Genomic DNA, 18,522 nt, shown 5'->3' on the forward strand with positions numbered 1-18,522 from the left:
GCGTTTGCAGGCCAACGCAGCTTACCCGAATGCGATCAGCAGGTCCTTCGCGTCGATCTGATCGCCAGCCTTGACCAGCACTTCGGCGATTGTGCCGTCGCGCTCGGCATGCAGCGCCGTTTCCATCTTCATCGCCTCGATAGACAGCAGCACGTCACCGGCCTTGACCGTCTGGCCGGCGGCAACGGCGAGCGCCGAGACGACGCCCGGCATCGGCGCGCCGACATGCGCCTCGTTGCCCGGCTCGGCCTTGCGCCGCGCCTTGGCGGCGGAAGCGCCATGCGCACGATCCGGCACTTTGACCCGGCGCGGCTGGCCGTTGAGCTCGAAGAACACAGTGACCATGCCCTTCTCGTCGACATCGCCGATGGCCAGGCAGCGCACCACCAGCGTCTTGCCCTTCTCGATGTCGACAAAGATCTCGTCTTCCGGCTTCATGCCGTAGAAATAGGTCGGCGTCGGCAGCACACTGACCGGCCCGTAGGTTTCCTGGGCTGCGGTGAAGTCGGAGAAAACCTTCGGGTACATCAGCCATGAGGCGAATTCGAATTCGCTGAGCTTGCGCTCGAGCTTGTCTTCGATCTCCTTGCGGCTGGCCTTGAGATTGGCCGGCTTCAGCAGGGAGCCTGGCCGGGCCGTGATTGGCCTGTCGCCCTTAAGCACCTTCTTCTGCAGTGCCTCCGGCCAACCGCCGGGAGACTGGCCGAGATCGCCGCGCAGCATCGACACGACTGAATCCGGGAAGGCGATATCCCTGGCCGGATTTTCGACATCGGCAACCGTCAGGTCCTGGCTTACCATCATCAGCGCCATGTCGCCGACAACCTTGGACGACGGTGTCACCTTGACGATGTCACCGAACATCAGATTGACGTCGTGATAGGTCTGTGCCACTTCGTGCCAGCGTGTCTCCAGACCGAGCGAGCGCGCCTGTTCCTTGAGATTGGTGAACTGCCCGCCTGGCATTTCGTGCAGGTAGACTTCCGAAGCCGGCCCCTTCAGGTCGCTCTCGAAGGCGGCATACTGGTTGCGCACCGCCTCCCAGTAGAACGAGATGTTCCTGATCCATTGCGGATCGAGACCCGGATCCCGCTCGGTGCCCTTCAGCGCTTCGATGATCGAGCCCAGGCAAGGCTGCGAGGTGTTGCCGGACAAGGAATCCATCGCCGCGTCGATGGCGTCGACGCCGCTGTCCACCGCCGCCAGCACCGTCGCCGCCGACAGGCCTGACGTGTCGTGCGTGTGGAAATGGATCGGCAGATCGGTTGCCTCGCGCAGCGCTTTGAACAGCACTCGTGCCGCCGCGGGCTTCAGGAGGCCGGCCATGTCCTTGACCGCGATGATATGGGCGCCTGCCGCCTGCAACTCCTTGGCCAGCGTGACATAGTATTTGAGGTCGTATTTGGCTCGGGCCGGATCGAGTATGTCGCCGGTATAGCAGATCGCCGCTTCGATCAGCTTGCCCTCGGCGCCGACCGCGTCCATGGCGACGCGCATGTTGTCGACCCAGTTCAAACAGTCGAAGACGCGGAACAGGTCGATGCCGCCGGCGGCGGCCTGTTTGACGAAATGCTCGACGACATTGTCGGGATAGTTGGTGTAGCCAACGCCGTTGGCGCCGCGCAACAGCATCTGCAGCAACAAGTTGGGCGCCGCCTCGCGGACCAGCGACAGGCGCTCCCAAGGGTCTTCGGTGAGGAAGCGCATGGCGACGTCGAAGGTCGCCCCGCCCCAGCATTCGAGCGATAAAAGCTGCGGCAGCGCGCGCGCATAGGTGCCGGCAATGCCGGCGATGTCATATGTGCGCACGCGCGTCGCGAGCAGGGATTGGTGTCCGTCGCGCATCGTCGTGTCGGTGACGAGCACTTGCTTTTGCGCGCGCATCCAGGCCGCGAATTTCTCCGGCCCAAGTGCGTCGAGCTTCTGCTTGCTGCCGTCGGGCACATTGCCGTTGAGATAGGGCACCATGGGTGCCGCCGCATCCGCCTTCGGCTGCGGCCGGCCGCGCGTCTCGGGATGGCCGTTGACGCTGACATCGGCCAGGTAGTTGAGCAGCTTCGTCGCGCGATCCTGTCGCTTCACGCTCGCGAACAGTTCCGGCGTCGTGTCGATGAACTTGGTCGTATAGGAATTATCGGCGAAACTCGGATGATTGATGATCGCCTCGAGGAAGGTGAGGTTGGTCGCCACGCCGCGAATACGGAACTCGCGCAGCGCGCGGTTCATGCGGGCGATGGTTTCGGCCGGCGTCGGTGCCCAGGCCGTCACCTTCTCCAGCAGCGGGTCGTAAAAACGGGTGATGACCGCGCCGGAATAGGCGGTGCCGCCATCGAGGCGGATGCCGAAACCGGTGGCGCCGCGGTAGGCGGTGATGCGGCCATAGTCGGGAATGAAATTGTGCTCGGGATCTTCCGTAGTAATGCGGCACTGCAGTGCGTGGCCGTTGAGCCTGATATCCTTCTGCGCCGGCACACCCGATTCCGGCGTACCGATGGCGAAACCGTCGAGAATGTGGATCTGCGCCTTGACGATGTCGATGCCGGTCACCTGCTCGGTGACGGTGTGCTCGACCTGGATGCGCGGGTTGACCTCGATGAAATAGAATTTGCCGGTGTCGGCATCCTGCAGGAACTCGACCGTGCCGGCGCCGATATAGCTCGTCTCGCGAGCGATCTTCAGAGCATAATCGCAGAGCTCCTCGCGCCGTGACATTTCGAGATACGGCGCCGGCGCGCGCTCTACCACCTTCTGGTTGCGGCGCTGGATCGAGCAATCGCGCTCGAACAGGTGCACGGCATTGCCGTGTGTGTCACCCAGCACCTGCACCTCGACATGGCGGGCGCGCTCGATCAGCTTTTCGAGATAGACCTCGTCCTTGCCGAAGGCGGCTTTCGCTTCGCGCTTGCCCTCCGTCACCTCGCGGGCGAGATCGGCTTCCGAGCGGATGGCGCGCATGCCGCGGCCGCCGCCGCCCCACGATGCCTTCAGCATCACCGGATAGCCGATCGTCTTGGCGAGTGCCTTCACCGCCTCGATGTCCTCGGGCAAGGGGTCGGTGGCGGGAATTACGGGCACGCCAACTTCGATCGCCAGGTTGCGTGCGGCGACCTTGTTGCCGAGCCTGCGCATCGTATCCGGCTTGGGTCCGATGAAGATGATGCCGGCCTTGGCGCAGGCTTCGGCGAATTCAGGGCTTTCCGACAGCAGCCCATAGCCCGGATGGATGGCATCGGCGCCCGAAAGCCTGGCGACGCGGATCACTTCCTCGATCGACAGATAGCTTTCGATCGGCCCCATATCCTTGGTCAGATGCGGCCCGCGCCCGACCTGGTAGCTTTCGTCGGCCTTGAAGCGGTGCAGCGAGTATTTGTCTTCCTCGGCCCAGATCGCCACGGTTTTGAGGCCGAGTTCGTTGGCCGCGCGGAAGACTCGGATGGCGATTTCGGACCGGTTGGCGACAAGGATCTTCGTGATGGCCAAGGACAAGGCTCCGGACGCTGACGGGAAGGGAACTGGCGTCATGATTAACGCGAAAATGCTGCAGTGCAAACAAAATCGAAGGAGGCGATTAAACCGATTTAGTTTGATCTATCGCATTAACACATTGCGTGTCGGTCCCGACAACGCCCCGAAGTCCCGATCAAGCTTTCGGGAAACTCCATGAAACTCCCATGAAAAATGCCCGGCGCGAGGCGCCGGGCACTTCATGTAGCAACGTCCGGTTATTTGCCGGGTGCGTTCTCGACATAGGTGTACTTGCCGTCGTCACCCTTTTTCCAGGTGTACATGACGTAATCCGGACGGGTGATGTCGCCTTTCGCATCATAGCCGATCTCGCCGATCGTGGTCTTCCAAGGGCCGGCCGACTTGATGGTCTCAGCTACCTTCTGAGCGTCATCGGCTGAACCGGTCTTGGCGATGGCGGCCGCGATGATTTCCATCGCCGCGTAGGAGTAGAGGGTATAGGCCTCAGGCTCGAAGCCGGCCGCGCGGAACTTCTCGACGAGCTCCTTGGCGTTCGGATTCTTGCGCGGATCCGGAGCGAACGTCATCAGCGTGCCGTCGACGGCGTCGCCGGCGATGGAGGCCAATTCGTTTGACACGATGCCGTCGCCGGACATGAAGGTTGCCTTGAGGCCCTGGTCGGCGAGCTGGCGTATGATCAGGCCGGCTTCGGTGTGCAGGCCGCCATAGTAGACGACGGAGACGCCCGCGTCCTTCATCTTGGCGATGAGGGCCGAGAAATCCTTGTCGCCGACATTGATGCCTTCATACATGGCCTCGGTCACGCCATTGGCTGCAAGCGCCTTCTTGGTTTCGTCGGCGAGGCCTTGGCCATAAGGCGTCTTGTCATGGATGACAGCGATCTTGGCATCCTTGAAGTTCGCGGCGAGATAGTCTCCAGCAACCTTGCCCTGCTGATCGTCGCGTCCGCAGGTGCGGAAGGTGTTCCACATGCCGCGTTCGGTGAACTTCGGATTGGTCGCAGCCGGGGTGATCTCGAGGATACCGTTCTCGGCATAGACTTCCGATGCCGGGATCGAAACGCCCGAGTTGAAGTGGCCGACCACGTACTTGACGCCGTCGGCGACGAACTTGTTGGCGACCGAGATGCCCTGCTTCGGATCGGAGACGTCGTCGCCGACCGTGAGCTTGACCTGCTCGCCGTTGATGCCGCCGGCCGCATTGATGTCGGCGACAGCCTGTTCGGCGCCCTTTTGCAGCTGCGCGCCGAAGGCGGCGTTGGGACCGGTGATCGGACCGGCAACGCCGACCAGGATGTCAGCCCACGCGCTTCCGCTGAACGCGACAAGCGCGGTCAGGGCGACGGCGGACAAAAGTGATTTTCTCATGTAAAACGCTCCCATTTACAGAGTGGGCGTGGATGATGCTTTCATGCGATGCCCACTTTTACTCGCAGAAAACGTACTTTGCCGATTTTCAGGCACTTGTCACGCCGATTCATCCCCGGAACGGCGTTAATGGTGAACGTCAACCTTTTGGTTTCCAGCTCAAAAGCGATGCTCTTTCGTAGAGCCAGTTATACTGTGTCACCATCTGGTTGGTACGCGTGTATTGATAGCCGATGAAGCCCAATATCATCAGGACAATGGTGTCGACGATGTAGTACTGCAGCGAGAACATCGTGCCGTCGAACAGTGCGTGATGGATGAACCTTACGGCGATGCCGAGGCCGAGCATGTAAGCGAACAATTGGACGAAGCTGCGCCATGTTTGGGCGCAGGCCTTGCCTGTCATCCATGCCGCCCAGCCGCCAAGCAGGCAGGTGACAAAGAAGAACTGCCAGACCGAGGGTTCCTCATAGAGAATGCCCTGCATGATGAAGACTCCTGAACTCAGTGATGGCCGCCTTCGAGATAGGCGGCGCGCACGTCCGGATCGGCGAGCAACTCCTTGCCGGTGCCGCTCATCGTCACATTGCCGTTGACCATGACATAGCCGCGCGTGGCGAGTTTCAGCGCGCCGAAGGCGTTCTGCTCGACCAGGAACACGGTCAGCCCCTGCGTGCGGTTCAACTCGCGGATGGCGTCGAATATCTGCTTGACGACCAGCGGCGCCAGGCCCAGCGACGGCTCGTCGAGCAGGAGCAGCTTCGGCCGCGCCATCAGCGCACGTCCGATCGACAGCATCTGCTGCTCGCCGCCCGACAGCGTGCCGCCGCGTTGGGCAATGCGTTCCTTCAGGCGCGGAAACAGCGTGAACACCTTCTCGACATCCTCGTCGTAATGCTGGAGGTTGTCGAGGCTGGCGCCCATCTGCAGGTTTTCCATCACCGTCATGCGCGGGAAGATGCGCCGTCCCTCCGGCGACTGGGCGATTCGCATGCGCGCGATCTCATGGGTCGGCAATTGGGTGATGTCGATGCCGGCGAAGGTGATGGTGCCCGCCCGCGCCCGTGGAGCACCAAAAATGGTCATCATCAGCGTCGACTTGCCGGCGCCGTTAGCGCCGATCAGCGCCACGATCTCGCCCTGCTTGACGGTGACATCGACGCCGTTCAGCGCCCTGATGTTGCCGTAGTAGGTCTGGACGCCCTTGATATCGAGCAGCGTCGTGCCGGCCATTATTTACGCCCTCCGCGCCGTTTGGAGACGCCTGGTGTATTCGGCTTTACCTGAGCCTTGGTGGCCGGCTTTGCCGCTGAGGATTTGGCCGCAGAGGGTTGCTTGGCTGCCGCCGTGGAGGCTGCCTTGCTTGCCGTGGCGCTCGACTTTGCGTCGACCTGCCCGGCTTTCGAGGCGCCCTTCGACACCGTGACCCGTTCGCCCTCGCTGTGGCCGACAGTGTCAGTCACCGGTCCGGCGAGAAACGAAGATGATGTGCCCGGGCCGTGCGCCGAATCCGGGCCCGTATCCAGTTGCTCGATGACGTCTTCGTCGCCGACCTCGGTCAGCACCGTCTCGACGTCCTCGTCTTCGACCCCGAGATAGGCGGCAATGACACGCGGGTCGGTGCGTACCGCATGCGGACTGCCATCCGAGATCTTGCGCCCGTATTCGAGCACCACGACATGGTCGGAAATCTGCATGACCACCGCCATGTCGTGCTCGATCAGCAGGATCGAGGTGCCGGTGTTGTCCTTGATATCCATCAGAAGCGCGTTGAGCGCCATCGATTCCTTCGGATTGAGTCCGGCCGCCGGTTCGTCGAGGCAGAGCAGCTCCGGACCCGTGCACATCGCCCGCGCGATCTCCAGGCGCCGTTGCGCGCCGTAGGGCAGGTCGCCGGCCGGATCGTCGGCTCGATCGACGAGGTCGGCCTTTTCCAGCCAGTGCCCGGCGAGGTCGATCGACTCGGCCGACGCCGTCCGGTAGCCGCTGAAGCCGAACAGGCCGAGGACGGTGTAGCCGGAAGCCTTCATCAGCTTGTTGTGCTGCGCCACCAGCAGGTTCTCGAGCAGCGTCATGCCCGAGAACAGACGAATGTTCTGGAAGGTGCGCGCCACCTTGGCGCGCGCCGGAATCTCGTGGTTCGGCAGGCGTTCGAGCAAGAAGCTCGAGCCGTCGCGCCGGCTGAGCGTGATCATGCCTTCCGACGGCTTATAGAAGCCGGTGATGCAGTTGAACACCGTGGTCTTGCCGGCACCGTTCGGCCCGATCAGCGCGGTGATCTCGCCGCGCCTGGCCTGGAAGGACAGGTCGCCGATGGCGACCAGACCGCCAAACTTCATCGACAGATGCTCGACCTGCAGGATGGCATCGTTCATGGATGGGCTCGCATCGCTCATCAGCCGTGGCCCTCCTTGGTGAAGGAGCCGGATACGGCCCTGCTCTCTTTGAGAAAGGCTGTCGGTTCACGACTGCCGACGAAGCCGCGCGGCTTCCACAGCATGACGATGACCATGGCCATGCCGAACAACAGCATGCGATAAAGCTCCGGCGTGAAGTCGGGACCGAAAACCTGCTTCAGGAAATCGAGCTCGCGCAGCACCTCGGTGCCGCCGATCATCACCATGGCAGCGACGGCAATGCCGACCAGCGAACCCATGCCGCCGAGCACGACGATGGCGAGGATGATGGCCGATTCCAGGAAGATGAAGGATTCGGGGCTGACGAAACCTTGCCGCGCGGCGAAGAACGAGCCGGCGAAGCCGCCGAACATGGCGCCGGTGGCAAAGGCGGTGAGCTTGGTGGTGGTGGTGTTGATCCCGAGCGAGCGGCAGGCGATCTCGTCCTCGCGCAGCGCTTCCCAGGCGCGACCGACGGGCATGCGCCTAAGCCTTATGGTGACGAAGGCGGTGAGCAGGCAGAGTCCCAGGATCAGGTAGTAGAGGAAGATCTTGTAGTAGGCGCTCGACGTGGCGATGTCGAAAACCTTGGCGATATAGTTCGGATCCGAGACATTGAACGTCATCAGGCCGAAAAAGGTGACCTTGGGGATGCCGGAGATACCGGCCGAGCCGTTGGTAACCTCACGCCAATTGATCAGCACGAGACGAATGATCTCGCCGAAGGCCAGCGTCACGATCGCCAGATAGTCGCCACGCAGGCGTAGCACCGGAAAACCCAGCAGCACGCCCCAGAAGGCAGCCATGGCGCCGGCGGCAGGCAGCAGGATCCAGAACGACAGGCCGTATTGCGTGCCGAGCAGCGCATAGGCATAGGCACCGACGGCGTAGAAGGCGACATAACCAAGATCGAGCAGGCCGGCGAGGCCAACGACGATGTTCAACCCCCAGGCCAGCATCACGTAGATCAGGATCTGGATGCCGAAATTGTCGACCCATTTCAGAGAACCCTGGAACCCGGCGGCCACCGATCCTCCGTACAAAGCAAGCACCAGCACGACAATGACCGGGTAGAGCGCCAGTGCCGTTATGCCCAGCGCCGAAAAATGGGCATGGATGAAGGTTCGGAAATAAAACAGCACAGAGGCGAGGGCGTAGATGATCGCCAGCGCCCTCAGGAACCGTGCATAACCGGCCAGACCGGGTCCCAGCAATCCGTCAAGGGAGCCGGCAAGGAAAACCAGCACGGCCACTGTGGCGATGGCAGCGATGAAATAGGGCAGGCGGAAGAACCGCGTCGCCATGCTCTCCGGCAGCAGGCCGGTGGCGACGTCGACGATCTGCTGATTTGCCAGGAAGGGCTGTCCGTAGGCGACGTAGAGAAAACGCCCGGCCATGGTCAGCACAACCACGACGGCAAGAAGCAACCAGCGCTGCACAAGGATCAGTTCGTTGGAGATGTTCTGATCGGTCCTCAGGCCGATGAACAGCACGAACAGGCCGAGCGCGATGGCGCCGGCATAGAGCGCTTCGCGGGTGGCGCGCTGCATGGGGGTGGCGACGATGTCGCGCTCCGGAGATGCGGTGACCGCCATTGTCTCAGACCTTTTCGACTTCTGGCCGGCCGAGAATGCCGGAAGGCAGGAAGATCAGCACGATCGCCAGGATGGAGAAGGCAGCGACGTCCTTGTAATCGATCGAGAAATAAGCCGACCACATGCTTTCGATGAAGCCGATCATCAGCCCGCCGAGCACGGCGCCGGGCAACGAGCCGATGCCGCCGAGCACCGCGGCAGTAAATGCCTTCACACCGGGCGTAAAGCCATCGGAAAACACCACCACACCGTAATACATCAGGAACAACGTGCCGGCGACGGCGGCAAGGGCGGCGCCCATGATGAAGGTGATCGAGATGGTGCGATCGACGTCGATGCCGAGCAGTGCGGCCATCTTGCGGTCCTGCTCGCACGCCCTTTGGGCTCGACCCAGCGAGGTCTTGTTGACCAGGTACCAGAACAGCGCCAGCAGGACTATGGTGACCAGGACGATGATGATCTGCTTCAGCGACACGCTGATGCCTTCGATGTTGTAGACCTTGGACACCATCGGCGGGACCGGCTTGTTGCGCGGCCCTTGCGTCACCTGGACGAAATTGGACAGCGCGATCGACATGCCGATCGCGGTGATCAGCGGCGCCAGCCGGAACGAACCGCGCAAAGGCCGGTAGGCCACCTTCTCGATCGTCCAATTGTACATGCTGGTCAACAGCATTGCGACGATCATCATGACCAGGAGCGCGATCACCACCGGTACCGAATAGAACAACGCGCCGAGGATAAGGAAAACGATGAGGGCGGCGAAAGCGCCGATCATGAAGATGTCGCCATGGGCGAAATTGATCATGCCGATGATGCCGTACACCATCGTATAGCCGATCGCTATCAGTCCATAGATCGATCCCAGCGTCAGCCCATTGATAAGCTGCTGGACAAAATACTGCATGCTGTCGTGGCTCCCCTGGAATGTCGCCCATGCAGACGCATTCCTTTTCGTATTTCCCCTAGTCGTAAAGTTTCGAGCCCGGATTGCAACGTCATTTTTTAATCGGCATGCGTGATTTTGAAGCACGCAATCGGATTGCCCGTTGTTCCCTTCCCGGCCTCTGGACTATCGCGGACCCTATCATTGGCATAACACAATGTCTTTGGCGATTCGTCGTCAAAATGCACGCCGTTTCGAAGGAATCGCCGTCAAAATAAGTTGATGAGCGGGATCGTTGCGCCGCGTGAGCAATCGATCTTTGCGTTCCCTTTCATTTCCCCTGCGTCAGGATGCTCTCTATTTGACGACGAATCCGTGCGCGAACGGATCGCGGTCGTCGATGAAGATCGTGTTCAATCCGGTCATGCGCGCCCAGCCGCCGATCGAGGGAATGATCGCCGGCTTGTCCGCCACCGTGACTTCCTTCTCGACCCTGCCTTTGAACAGCGAGCCGATGATCGATTCGTGGACGAAATCGTCGCCAGTCCTAAGCTTGCCCTTGGCGTGAAGCTGCGCCATCCGGGCCGAGGTGCCGGTGCCGCAAGGCGAGCGGTCGATCGCCTTGTCGCCGTAGAAGACGGCGTTGCGCGCATCCGCCTGGCTGTCGGTCGGCGCACCCGTCCACAGCATATGCGAAAGCCGGTCGATGCCAGGATTCTCGGGATGCACGAAGGCGTACTTCTCGTTGAGCCGCTGCCGCACCACCGGGCTCCAGGCGATGAGGTCGCCGGCGGAATGGTCGGCCATGTCGCGATAGTTCTTCTGCGGCTCGACGATGGCGTAGAAATTGCCGCCATAGGCGACGTCGACGATGATCTCGCCGAGCTGCGGACATTCCACCGTCAGTCCCTCGGCATGGAGGAAGGACGGCACGTTGGTGATTCGCACCTCCTCGACATATTCGCCGACCTGTTTGTATTCGGCGGTGACCAGGCCGGCCGGTGTGTCCAGCCTGAGCAAACCCGGCGTCTTCGGCTTGATCAGCCCGTGCTCGATGGCCATCGTCACCGTGCCGATGGTGCCATGACCGCACATTGGCAGACACCCCGAAGTTTCGATGAACAGGATGGCGATGTCACAATCGGGCCGCGTCGGCGCATAGAGGATCGAGCCGGACATCACGTCATGGCCCCGCGGCTCGAACATCAGCCCGGTGCGGATCCAGTCATATTCGGCCAGGAAATGCGCGCGCCGCTCCATCATCGTCGCGCCCTGGAGCAGTGGTCCGCCGCCGGCGACCAGCCGCACCGGATTGCCGCAGGTGTGACCGTCGATGCAGAAGAAGGAGTGGCGCGCCATGTCTAGATCCCGTCAGAAGCGGTTCGGGGAAAACGGAGAAAGATCAAACACCGGATTTTGGCCGAGAATGAGATCGCGGACCAGGCGCCCGGTGGCAGCTGCCTGGGTCAGGCCGAGATGGCCGTGGCCGAAGGCATAGACTATCGTGCCGGCATGCCTGGCGCCACCGACCACCGGCAGCGAATCCGGCAGCGACGGCCGAAACCCCATCCATTCGCGGCCGCCGGCTGGGTCAAGCCCCGGCAGGAATTTTTGTGCCTTGTCGAGCAGCGCTTTCGAGCGGGCGTAGTTGGGCGGCCGCTCGATCCCGCCGAACTCGACCGCGCCGCCGACGCGCACACCGGTTTCGAGCGGGGTGATGACGAAGCCGTGGCCGGAGAAGATCAGTTGCCGCTTCACGTCGAAGGCGGTTTTCGGCAGGGTCGTGTTGTAGCCGCGCTCGGTTTCGAGCGGGATGCGGTCGCCGATATGTTTCGCCAGGAGATGCGACCAGGCGCCGGCGGCGATGACGAGGCATTTTGCTTGCCGCACCCTACCGTCGGCCAGCGTCAACGTTGCGCCATCCTGCCCCGCTCCGACATGGTCGATCCGAGCCTTTTCGAAACGCGCGCCGTTCTTCTCAGCAAAGGTCCAGATCGCCTTGCCCAATAATTTCGGATCCGTAACGGTCTTCCATCCCGGTACGAAAGTGCCTTTGACGAAGCGCGGCGACAGGCCGGGCTGCAAGGCGACGAGAGCATCGCCCTCGACATGGCTGAAGCCGATGCCGAAGCGTTGCCTCGCCGCCCAGCCGGGCAGCGTCGCCTTGAACTCGGCCTCGCTCTCGTAAAGTTCGAGCGAGCCGTCCTCGCGCAGCATGTTTCCGGTGCCCGAGCGCGCCATCAGCCCTGCCCATTCGGCCTCGGCGAGCCGCATCATCCCGGCCTGCGCACGGAGGCTGGCCTCGTAGCGGTCGTTTCGTCCGGCGCGCCAGAAGCGGATAAGCCAGGGCAGCAGCTTCGGCAGGTAGGCGGGCGGGATGCTGAGCGGGCCGAGCGGGTCGGCAAGCCATTTCGGCAGATGCCTGATCATGCCCTTGTGGGCCAGCGGCAACACATCGGAAAAGGCCAAGGCAGCAGCATTGCCGGAACTCGTTTCCTCGCAGATGCCCGTTCGATCGAAGATCGTGACGTTTCGCCCCGCCTCGGCCAGATAGGCGGCGACACAGATGCCGATGATGCCGCCGCCGATAATGGCGATGTCGAGCGTCGCATCGCTATTCATGGCTGCGCGCCGCGCTGCATGGCTCGGCCTCCGCCTCGCTCCGCACCTTGGAGCCAGCCTCCTCATCCGGCCCTTCGGCCCGCCTTCTCCCCGTCGGGGAGAAGAGGCTGAGGCCAGCGTTTGCGACCTCTTCTCCCCTCGGGGAGAAGGTGGCCGCGAAGCGGCCGGATGAGGGGGTCCGCGACATCGCCACCCCTAGAATTGTGGGAGCACGGGCCGCACCGCCAGCGCATCCCTGACGATCTTTTCGACGGTCTTTCGGCGCTCGCCCGACAGCGGCTGGCGCGGCATGCGCACGCGGTCGTTGGTGTTGATCGCCAGGACTTCGGCGAGCTTGATGTTCTGCACCAGATAGGTCGACACGTCGAGGTCGAGCAGCGGCCGGAACCAGCGGTAGATTTTTAGCGCCTCCTCGCGGCGGCCCTGCTTCATCAACTGATAAATCGCGACCGTCTCGCGGGGGAACGCGGTGACCAGTCCCGCCACCCAGCCGATGGCACCGACCGACAGCGCCTCGAACGCAAGATTGTCGACGCCGGTGAACAGGTCGTAACGGTCGCCGAAGCGGTTGATGATTTCGGTCGAGCGGCGGATGTCGTCGGAGGATTCCTTGATGGCGACGAAACGCTTGTCCTTCGCCAGTTCCTCCATCTGATCGACGGTGACGTCGACGCGGTAGGCAAGCCGGTTGGAATAGATCATCACCGGCAGGTCGCCGGCCTCGGCAACGGCGCGCAGCGCGGCGACCGTCTCCTCCGCATTGGTGTGGTAGATCGGGCTCGGCACCACCATCAGCCCGCTGGCGCCCTCCTTGGCGGCCCGGCGCGCGATCGCGGCCGCCTCGCGCGTGCCGGGCTCGTTGACCGTCAGCAGAACCGGCTTGTTGCCAGCGATCTTCTGCGCGGTCTTCAGCACGTCGATCTTCTCGTCATGCGAGAGCATCGGCCCCTCGCCGAGCGAACCGCAGACGATGATGCCGTCGCAGCCGGCCTCCATCTGCAGCGCAAAGCAGCGCTCCATCTCGGCGTGGTCGAGGCGGTCGTCCTCGGTGAATTTGGTCGTGACGGCGGGGAAAACTCCAGTCCACATGGCGGTCGCTCCATCTGATATATCAGTCGTATATTTATCAAGAAACGGACTGTCAACACGGATTTCGCTATGATATATCAAAAATATATCAGGAGTGCGCCTTTGATATTCAATGAAACAAGCCCGGCGTTCGAGCCAGTGGCGGCGAAAGCCTACCGGGTGCTCGAGCACATGATCGTAACGCTCGAACTTGCGCCTTCTAGCTTCATCACCGAGGGCGCCGTGATCGACAGGCTGGGACTTGGCCGCACGCCGGTGCGCGAGGCGATCCAGCGACTGGCGTGGGAGGGACTGCTGGATGTCCGGCCCCGTGCCGGCATCGCCATTGCCCCGCTCCATCCCGGCGACTGGTTGCGCGTTCTCGATGCACGGCGTGGCGTCGAGGTGGTTCTTGCCCGTTCGGCCGCCCGCTTCGTCACCCGTGAGGCCGCCGACCTGTTTCACGATGCCGCGCTTGCCATGCAGAAGGCGGTGATATCAGGCAATGTGCTAGCCTTCATTCAGGCCGACAAGGCGCTCGACGAGGCGCTGGCACTGGCGGCCGACAACCCGTTCGCCGCGCGGCTGGCTGCTCCCTTGCAGACCCACAGCCGCCGCTTCTGGTTCCGCTACAAGGCCGATACCGGGCTCGCCGAATCGGCTGAGCACCACGTCGCGCTGATCCGCTCGATCCTCGACGGCGACGAAGACGCCGCCGCCAAGGATGCCAAGCGCCTGATGGCGCTGCTGCGCGGCCATGCCGAGGCGGCTGCCACGCGCTAAGAGATCGCAAAGCCAGCCGCCTTCCTTGTTTCAAATCGTGCTTCTGCAATCCACGGCGCCGAATACGTCATCAACGGCGGCACCGACGGTCTGATGCCGAAAAGAGAGAGCAAAAGTCCTCAAAGCGCCTAGCGCCGGCCAGGCGTTGAGCATCGCCCAATCCGTCATGCGTCCTGGTCGGGCGGGATCACCACGTTTTCCCAATGTTCGCCGGCCGCGACGATGCAGCTTCTGCCGGCGACATCGGTGACGATGATCGTCCAGCTTCCGGTCTCGGCGACATAGACCTCCATAATCGCCATTTGACCGATCAGCCCGAAAGCAAACTGTCTTTCCTGGAACTGCTCGCTCAGGTGGGCGACGAGATCGCCATGTTCAACGCAGTACTGATACTGGGCGCTTGCGGCGTTCGTACCGACCGCCAATGCGCCAGCAAGAACCAGGGCTTTCACCCAACCCAACAGCGATTTGCGTGCCATAGGGCACCTCCTTTGCCATCACGTCCGGCAAAGGGAGACGCCTCATTTTGCCGGAACGATCCAGGCCGGTTCCGACGTCATCACCATTGCGTCGTTCCTTTCCGTGTTCCGGTCTGTCATCAGCGGGGACGATTCCAGATGTTCCCACTATGTTCGATATATGGTACCGGCACCGAAAAAGCGCAAGCAGGCGCCCGCTGGGGCGCCTGTGGATCCGTTCAAGATCGTCGCCGAGAATCGCGGCAGCGGGGCCATGCCGAGGCGGCTGTCACGCGCTAAGCGGCTCAGGTGCCTGGCAGTGCGGCTGTCGTCACCGCGCTCTCCCAGCCTTCACCCACCGAAACCACGCAGCTTTGACCGCGTGTGTCGCTGGCGAGGATGGTCCAGGTGCCTTTATCGGAAACGAAGACTTCAACAATCACATTCGGATTGACGACGCCGAGCGCAGTCGGATTTTCCCGGAACTTCTCGCCGAGCGCCTTGATCATGTCGGCTCGTGGCGCGCATTGTTCGGCCGCTGTTGCCGAGACGGCGGAAAACGCGGCAGCCGCCGCGCAAAGTATCGACACCATAAGACGCGTCATCTGACACCTCCTTGCGCCGGCCGATGCCCCCGCAGCTGCCGTCAGCGCGGTTGGTTGACCTGCCGCGCCTTCTTCGCGGCAGGATTGCAGATTAAGGTTTCTGCCGCCCGCCTGGTTCCATCACATTAGCGTTCACGCAGATGCGGGCCGCGACCGGTCAACAAAAAGGCCCGGTCGCTGGCCAGGCCTTTTCGTTCAATCTTACATCTAGGCCCGGAACCGTCCGGCTAGTTCATTGTCGGAATGACGAATTCGGCCCCGTCCTTGACGCCTGCCCGCGCGCCCGCAACCGAAGGCGAGGACGCGCAAACACGCAACCGTTCGGCTAGTTCATTGTCGGAATGACGAATTCGGCCCGTCCTTGATGCCTGCCCGCGCGCCCGCAGCCGAAGGCGAGGACGCGCAAACAAGCAATCGTCCGGCTAGTTCATTGTCGGGATGACGAATTCGGCGCCGTCCTTGACGCCGGACGGCCAGCGCGAGGTCACCGTCTTGGTCTTGGTGTAGAAACGGAATGCGTCCGGTCCGTGCTGGTTTAGGTCGCCGAAGGAAGACGCTTTCCAGCCGCCGAACGTATAATACGCGATCGGCACCGGGATCGGCACGTTGATACCGACCATGCCGACCTGGACTCGCGAGGCGAAGTCGCGGGCGGCATCGCCGTCGCGGGTGAAGATGGCGACGCCGTTGCCCATTTCGTGGTCGTTGGCGAGCTTGATCGCGTTCTCGTAAGTCGGCGCGCGCACTACGGAGAGCACCGGCCCAAAGATCTCTTCCTTGTAGATGCGCATGTCGGCGGTCACGTTGTCGAACAGGCAGCCGCCCATATAGTAGCCGTTCTCGTAGCCCTGCATGGAAAAGCCGCGGCCGTCGACAACCAGCTTGGCGCCTTCCCTGACGCCGGTATCGACATAGCCCTTGACCCGTTCCAGCGCCTGCGCCGTCACCAGCGGGCCGAAATCGGCGGACGAATCCGTCGACGGGCCGACCTTCAGGCTTTCGACGCGCGGCACCAGCTTTTCCATCAGCCGGTTGGCGGTATCGTTGCCGACCGGGACAGCCACCGAGATCGCCATGCAGCGCTCGCCGGCCGAGCCGTAGCCGGCGCCGATCAGCGCGTCGACGGTCTGGTCCATGTCGGCGTCGGGCATGATGATCATGTGGTTCTTAGCACCGCCGAAGCACTGCACGCGCTTGCCGGCCGCGCAGCCGCGCGAATAGATGTACTGGGCGATCGGCGTCGAGCCGACAAAGCCGATGGCCTTGATGTCGGGATCGTCGAGGATGGCGTCGACCACGTCCTTGTCGCCGTTGACGACGTTGAGGATGCCCGCCGGCAGGCCGGCCTCGATGAACAGCTCGGCGATGCGCATCGGCACGCCGGGGTCGCGCTCCGAAGGCTTCAGGATGAAGGCGTTGCCGCAAGCGATAGCCGGCGCGATCTTCCACAATGGGATCATCGCCGGAAAATTGAACGGCGTGATGCCGGCAACGACGCCGAGCGGCTGGCGCATCGAATAGACGTCGATGCCGGGGCCGGCGCCGTCCGTGAACTCGCCCTTCATCATATGCGGCGCGCCGATGCAGACCTCGACCACTTCCAGGCCGCGCTGGATGTCGCCCTTGGCGTCGGAGATGGTCTTGCCGTGTTCGCGCGCCAGAATGTCGGCCAGCGCATCATACTCCCCGGTGACCAGTTCGAGAAACTTCATCAAGACGCGCACGCGCCGCTGCGGATTGGTCGCCGCCCAGCCGGGCTGCGCCGCCTTGGCGTTTTCCACAGCCGCGCGCAGTTCAGCCTGCGAAGCCAGCGCCACCGTGCCGCGCACCGTGCCGTCCATCGGCTGCATGACGTCCTGCTTGCGGCCGCTGGTCCCAGCGACACGCTTGCCGCCGATAAAATGACCGTATTCGATCATGGTTTCTCTCCCTGTATTTGTGATGCAGCATTGTCCGCCTTTGCGCGGCCGATGGCAACGCGAGCGAAAACGCAACCGTTGTGCGGTAAATAGATAGCGGTGCGCGGCTGTGCATCAATTGCCGCAAATGATAAGGATGCAGGCCCCTAGCGGCAAGGATTGAGAAATTGAGTTCCTTCGCGCCCCCCTCTGTCCTACCGGACATCTCCCCCTCTTGGGGGGAGATTGGCTGTCATCCCGACTTTCGCCAACCCGTTGCAAGGAAGTCGCCGCCGGAGCGGCCGGCCGATCTTCCCCAAGTAGGGGAGATGTCCCGCAGGACAGAGGGGGGCGCCTTGGAGCGCTGCCGTAATCGTCGTCATACGGATCATCCTTATGAACTGGGATGACGTCCGCATCTTTCTTGCGGTGGCGCGTGCCGGCCAGATCCTCGGCGCGGCCAAGCGGCTGGAGCTCAACCACGCCACCGTCTCGCGCCGCGTCGCCGCACTCGAGGATGCGCTACGCACAAAACTTTTTCGTCGGCTGACCACCGGCAGCGAGCTGACGCCGGCGGGCGAGCGCTTTCTCGACATCGCCGAGCGCATGGAAGGCGACATGATCGCCGCGCGCTCGACCGTGGCGGGCGAAGGCGACGATGTTTCGGGCACGGTGCGCATCGGCGCGCCTGATGGTTTCGGCGTCGCCTTCCTGGCCAAACGCCTCGGCGCACTGACGGCGCTTCACCGCGAACTCACCATCCAGCTGGTGCCGGTGCCGCGTTCCTTCTCGCTGTCCAGGCGCGAAGCCGACATCGCCATCACCGTGGAGCGGCCGACCGAAGGCAGGCTGGTGGCGGGGAAGCTGGTCGACTACACGCTCGGCCTGTTCGCGTCCCGCGCCTATACCGAAACGCATGGCCTGCCCCAGACGCCCGCCGAGCTCGGCCGGCACACGCTGATCGGCTATGTGCCGGACCTCATCGTCAGCCCCTCGCTCGACTATGCGGCCGAGTTCAGCGCCGACTGGCGCACGAGCTTCGCCATCTCCTCGGCGCTCGGCCAGGCCGAAGCGGTGCGCTCCGGCGCCGGCATCGGCATTCTGCACACCTTCGTCGCCCGTTCGATGCCGGAACTGGTGGCTGTCGACATTGTCGCGCCCATTCGCCGCGCCTACTGGTTGGTCTATCACGAATCAGTCAGGCCGCTGCGCCGCGTCCAGGTCGTCGCGAGCTTCATCACCAAGGCGGTGGAACGGGAGCGAAGCCTGTTCGTCTGATGATATTCATCTGACGCGGCGAAGTGTGTTGAAGCTTGATCCAAGTCGCGGGGCAAGTTGCTCACCGCGCTCGAATGCGT

General features: G+C 62.7%; 14 protein-coding genes and 2 pseudogenes. 2 read left to right on the forward strand and 14 right to left on the reverse strand.

Annotated elements, in window-relative coordinates; genetic code table 11:
* Nucleotides 1-21: 21 nt before the first annotated feature.
* From pyc to ACWUKX_RS11175, 11 genes and pseudogenes are all read right to left on the reverse strand, one after another.
* Entirely contained in the window at nucleotides 22-3,480 is a 3,459-nt protein-coding gene (gene pyc, locus ACWUKX_RS11125; RefSeq protein ID WP_456006641.1) for a pyruvate carboxylase, read from the reverse strand.
* A gap of 242 nt (nucleotides 3,481-3,722) precedes the next feature.
* Nucleotides 3,723-4,853, reverse strand: a complete 1,131-nt coding sequence (locus tag ACWUKX_RS11130) for a branched-chain amino acid ABC transporter substrate-binding protein (protein WP_029348955.1) — start codon at nucleotides 4,851-4,853, stop codon at nucleotides 3,723-3,725.
* Between the two features lie 139 nt (nucleotides 4,854-4,992).
* On the reverse strand, nucleotides 4,993-5,340 hold the full coding sequence (locus tag ACWUKX_RS11135; RefSeq protein WP_065011221.1) for a DUF6867 family protein: 348 nt from the start codon (nucleotides 5,338-5,340) through the stop codon (nucleotides 4,993-4,995).
* 17 nt (nucleotides 5,341-5,357) lie between these two features.
* Nucleotides 5,358-6,086, reverse strand: coding sequence for an ABC transporter ATP-binding protein (locus ACWUKX_RS11140; RefSeq protein ID WP_065011220.1), 729 nt, complete (start codon nucleotides 6,084-6,086; stop codon nucleotides 5,358-5,360).
* Nucleotides 6,086-7,249, reverse strand: a complete 1,164-nt coding sequence (locus tag ACWUKX_RS11145; protein WP_456006644.1) for an ABC transporter ATP-binding protein — start codon at nucleotides 7,247-7,249, stop codon at nucleotides 6,086-6,088. The genes ACWUKX_RS11140 and ACWUKX_RS11145 overlap by 1 nt, the downstream gene beginning before the upstream one ends.
* Nucleotides 7,249-8,370, reverse strand: a pseudogene (livM, locus tag ACWUKX_RS11150) (high-affinity branched-chain amino acid ABC transporter permease LivM); the annotation flags it as partial. The gene ACWUKX_RS11145 and the pseudogene livM, both read right to left, overlap by 1 nt.
* Before the next feature lie 195 nt (nucleotides 8,371-8,565).
* A pseudogene (locus ACWUKX_RS11155) lies at nucleotides 8,566-8,844 on the reverse strand (DUF3382 domain-containing protein); the annotation flags it as partial.
* Between the two features lie 4 nt (nucleotides 8,845-8,848).
* The gene (locus ACWUKX_RS11160; protein WP_065011217.1) at nucleotides 8,849-9,751 is read right to left on the reverse strand and encodes a branched-chain amino acid ABC transporter permease; all 903 of its coding nucleotides are present in this window, start codon (nucleotides 9,749-9,751) and stop codon (nucleotides 8,849-8,851) included.
* A 336-nt stretch (nucleotides 9,752-10,087) separates the two neighbouring features.
* A complete protein-coding gene (locus ACWUKX_RS11165; RefSeq protein WP_456006647.1) occupies nucleotides 10,088-11,089 on the reverse strand; it encodes a 4-hydroxyproline epimerase in 1,002 nt (333 codons plus the stop codon).
* Between the two features lie 12 nt (nucleotides 11,090-11,101).
* Nucleotides 11,102-12,352 (reverse strand): NAD(P)/FAD-dependent oxidoreductase, encoded by a 1,251-nt coding sequence (locus ACWUKX_RS11170; protein ID WP_456006650.1) that lies wholly within the window; start codon nucleotides 12,350-12,352, stop codon nucleotides 11,102-11,104.
* 195 nt (nucleotides 12,353-12,547) lie between these two features.
* On the reverse strand, nucleotides 12,548-13,441 hold the full coding sequence (locus tag ACWUKX_RS11175; protein ID WP_456006652.1) for a dihydrodipicolinate synthase family protein: 894 nt from the start codon (nucleotides 13,439-13,441) through the stop codon (nucleotides 12,548-12,550).
* Between the two features lie 69 nt (nucleotides 13,442-13,510).
* On the opposite strand from ACWUKX_RS11175, the gene ACWUKX_RS11180 reads away from it, so the two are divergent.
* The gene (locus tag ACWUKX_RS11180) at nucleotides 13,511-14,203 is read left to right on the forward strand and encodes a GntR family transcriptional regulator (RefSeq protein WP_456006654.1); all 693 of its coding nucleotides are present in this window, start codon (nucleotides 13,511-13,513) and stop codon (nucleotides 14,201-14,203) included.
* Between the two features lie 164 nt (nucleotides 14,204-14,367).
* Here the strand turns inward: ACWUKX_RS11180 and ACWUKX_RS11185 are convergent, their stop codons facing one another.
* From ACWUKX_RS11185 to ACWUKX_RS11195, 3 genes are all read right to left on the reverse strand, one after another.
* Complete coding sequence (locus ACWUKX_RS11185) at nucleotides 14,368-14,682, reverse strand: hypothetical protein (RefSeq protein ID WP_135934325.1); 315 nt, start codon at nucleotides 14,680-14,682, stop codon at nucleotides 14,368-14,370.
* Nucleotides 14,683-14,966: 284 nt separating this feature from the next.
* Nucleotides 14,967-15,266 (reverse strand): hypothetical protein, encoded by a 300-nt coding sequence (locus tag ACWUKX_RS11190; protein ID WP_127212602.1) that lies wholly within the window; start codon nucleotides 15,264-15,266, stop codon nucleotides 14,967-14,969.
* 422 nt (nucleotides 15,267-15,688) lie between these two features.
* Entirely contained in the window at nucleotides 15,689-17,185 is a 1,497-nt protein-coding gene (locus tag ACWUKX_RS11195) for a CoA-acylating methylmalonate-semialdehyde dehydrogenase (protein WP_456006656.1), read from the reverse strand.
* Nucleotides 17,186-17,560: 375 nt separating this feature from the next.
* Here ACWUKX_RS11195 and ACWUKX_RS11200 point away from each other — a divergent pair, with 375 nt between their 5' ends.
* The gene (locus tag ACWUKX_RS11200; RefSeq protein WP_456006658.1) at nucleotides 17,561-18,442 is read left to right on the forward strand and encodes a LysR family transcriptional regulator; all 882 of its coding nucleotides are present in this window, start codon (nucleotides 17,561-17,563) and stop codon (nucleotides 18,440-18,442) included.
* Nucleotides 18,443-18,522: the final 80 nt, after the last annotated feature.

Source organism: Mesorhizobium sp. f-mel (assembly GCF_053850215.1).

Excerpts from the sequence above, each read along its gene's own strand:
- ACWUKX_RS11200 (WP_456006658.1), top strand. The coding sequence starts at position 17,561 with ATGAACTGGGATGACGTCCGCATCTTTCTTGCGGTGGCGCGTGCCGGC.
- ACWUKX_RS11170 (WP_456006650.1), bottom strand. The coding sequence starts at position 12,352 with ATGAATAGCGATGCGACGCTCGACATCGCCATTATCGGCGGCGGCATC.
- ACWUKX_RS11175 (WP_456006652.1), bottom strand. The coding sequence starts at position 13,441 with ATGTGGACTGGAGTTTTCCCCGCCGTCACGACCAAATTCACCGAGGAC.
- ACWUKX_RS11145 (WP_456006644.1), bottom strand. The coding sequence starts at position 7,249 with ATGAGCGATGCGAGCCCATCCATGAACGATGCCATCCTGCAGGTCGAG.
- ACWUKX_RS11135 (WP_065011221.1), bottom strand. The coding sequence starts at position 5,340 with ATGCAGGGCATTCTCTATGAGGAACCCTCGGTCTGGCAGTTCTTCTTT.
- ACWUKX_RS11140 (WP_065011220.1), bottom strand. The coding sequence starts at position 6,086 with ATGGCCGGCACGACGCTGCTCGATATCAAGGGCGTCCAGACCTACTAC.
- ACWUKX_RS11185 (WP_135934325.1), bottom strand. The coding sequence starts at position 14,682 with ATGGCACGCAAATCGCTGTTGGGTTGGGTGAAAGCCCTGGTTCTTGCT.
- ACWUKX_RS11180 (WP_456006654.1), top strand. The coding sequence starts at position 13,511 with ATGATATATCAAAAATATATCAGGAGTGCGCCTTTGATATTCAATGAA.
- ACWUKX_RS11195 (WP_456006656.1), bottom strand. The coding sequence starts at position 17,185 with ATGATCGAATACGGTCATTTTATCGGCGGCAAGCGTGTCGCTGGGACC.
- ACWUKX_RS11160 (WP_065011217.1), bottom strand. The coding sequence starts at position 9,751 with ATGCAGTATTTTGTCCAGCAGCTTATCAATGGGCTGACGCTGGGATCG.
- ACWUKX_RS11165 (WP_456006647.1), bottom strand. The coding sequence starts at position 11,089 with ATGGCGCGCCACTCCTTCTTCTGCATCGACGGTCACACCTGCGGCAAT.
- ACWUKX_RS11190 (WP_127212602.1), bottom strand. The coding sequence starts at position 15,266 with ATGACGCGTCTTATGGTGTCGATACTTTGCGCGGCGGCTGCCGCGTTT.
- ACWUKX_RS11130 (WP_029348955.1), bottom strand. The coding sequence starts at position 4,853 with ATGAGAAAATCACTTTTGTCCGCCGTCGCCCTGACCGCGCTTGTCGCG.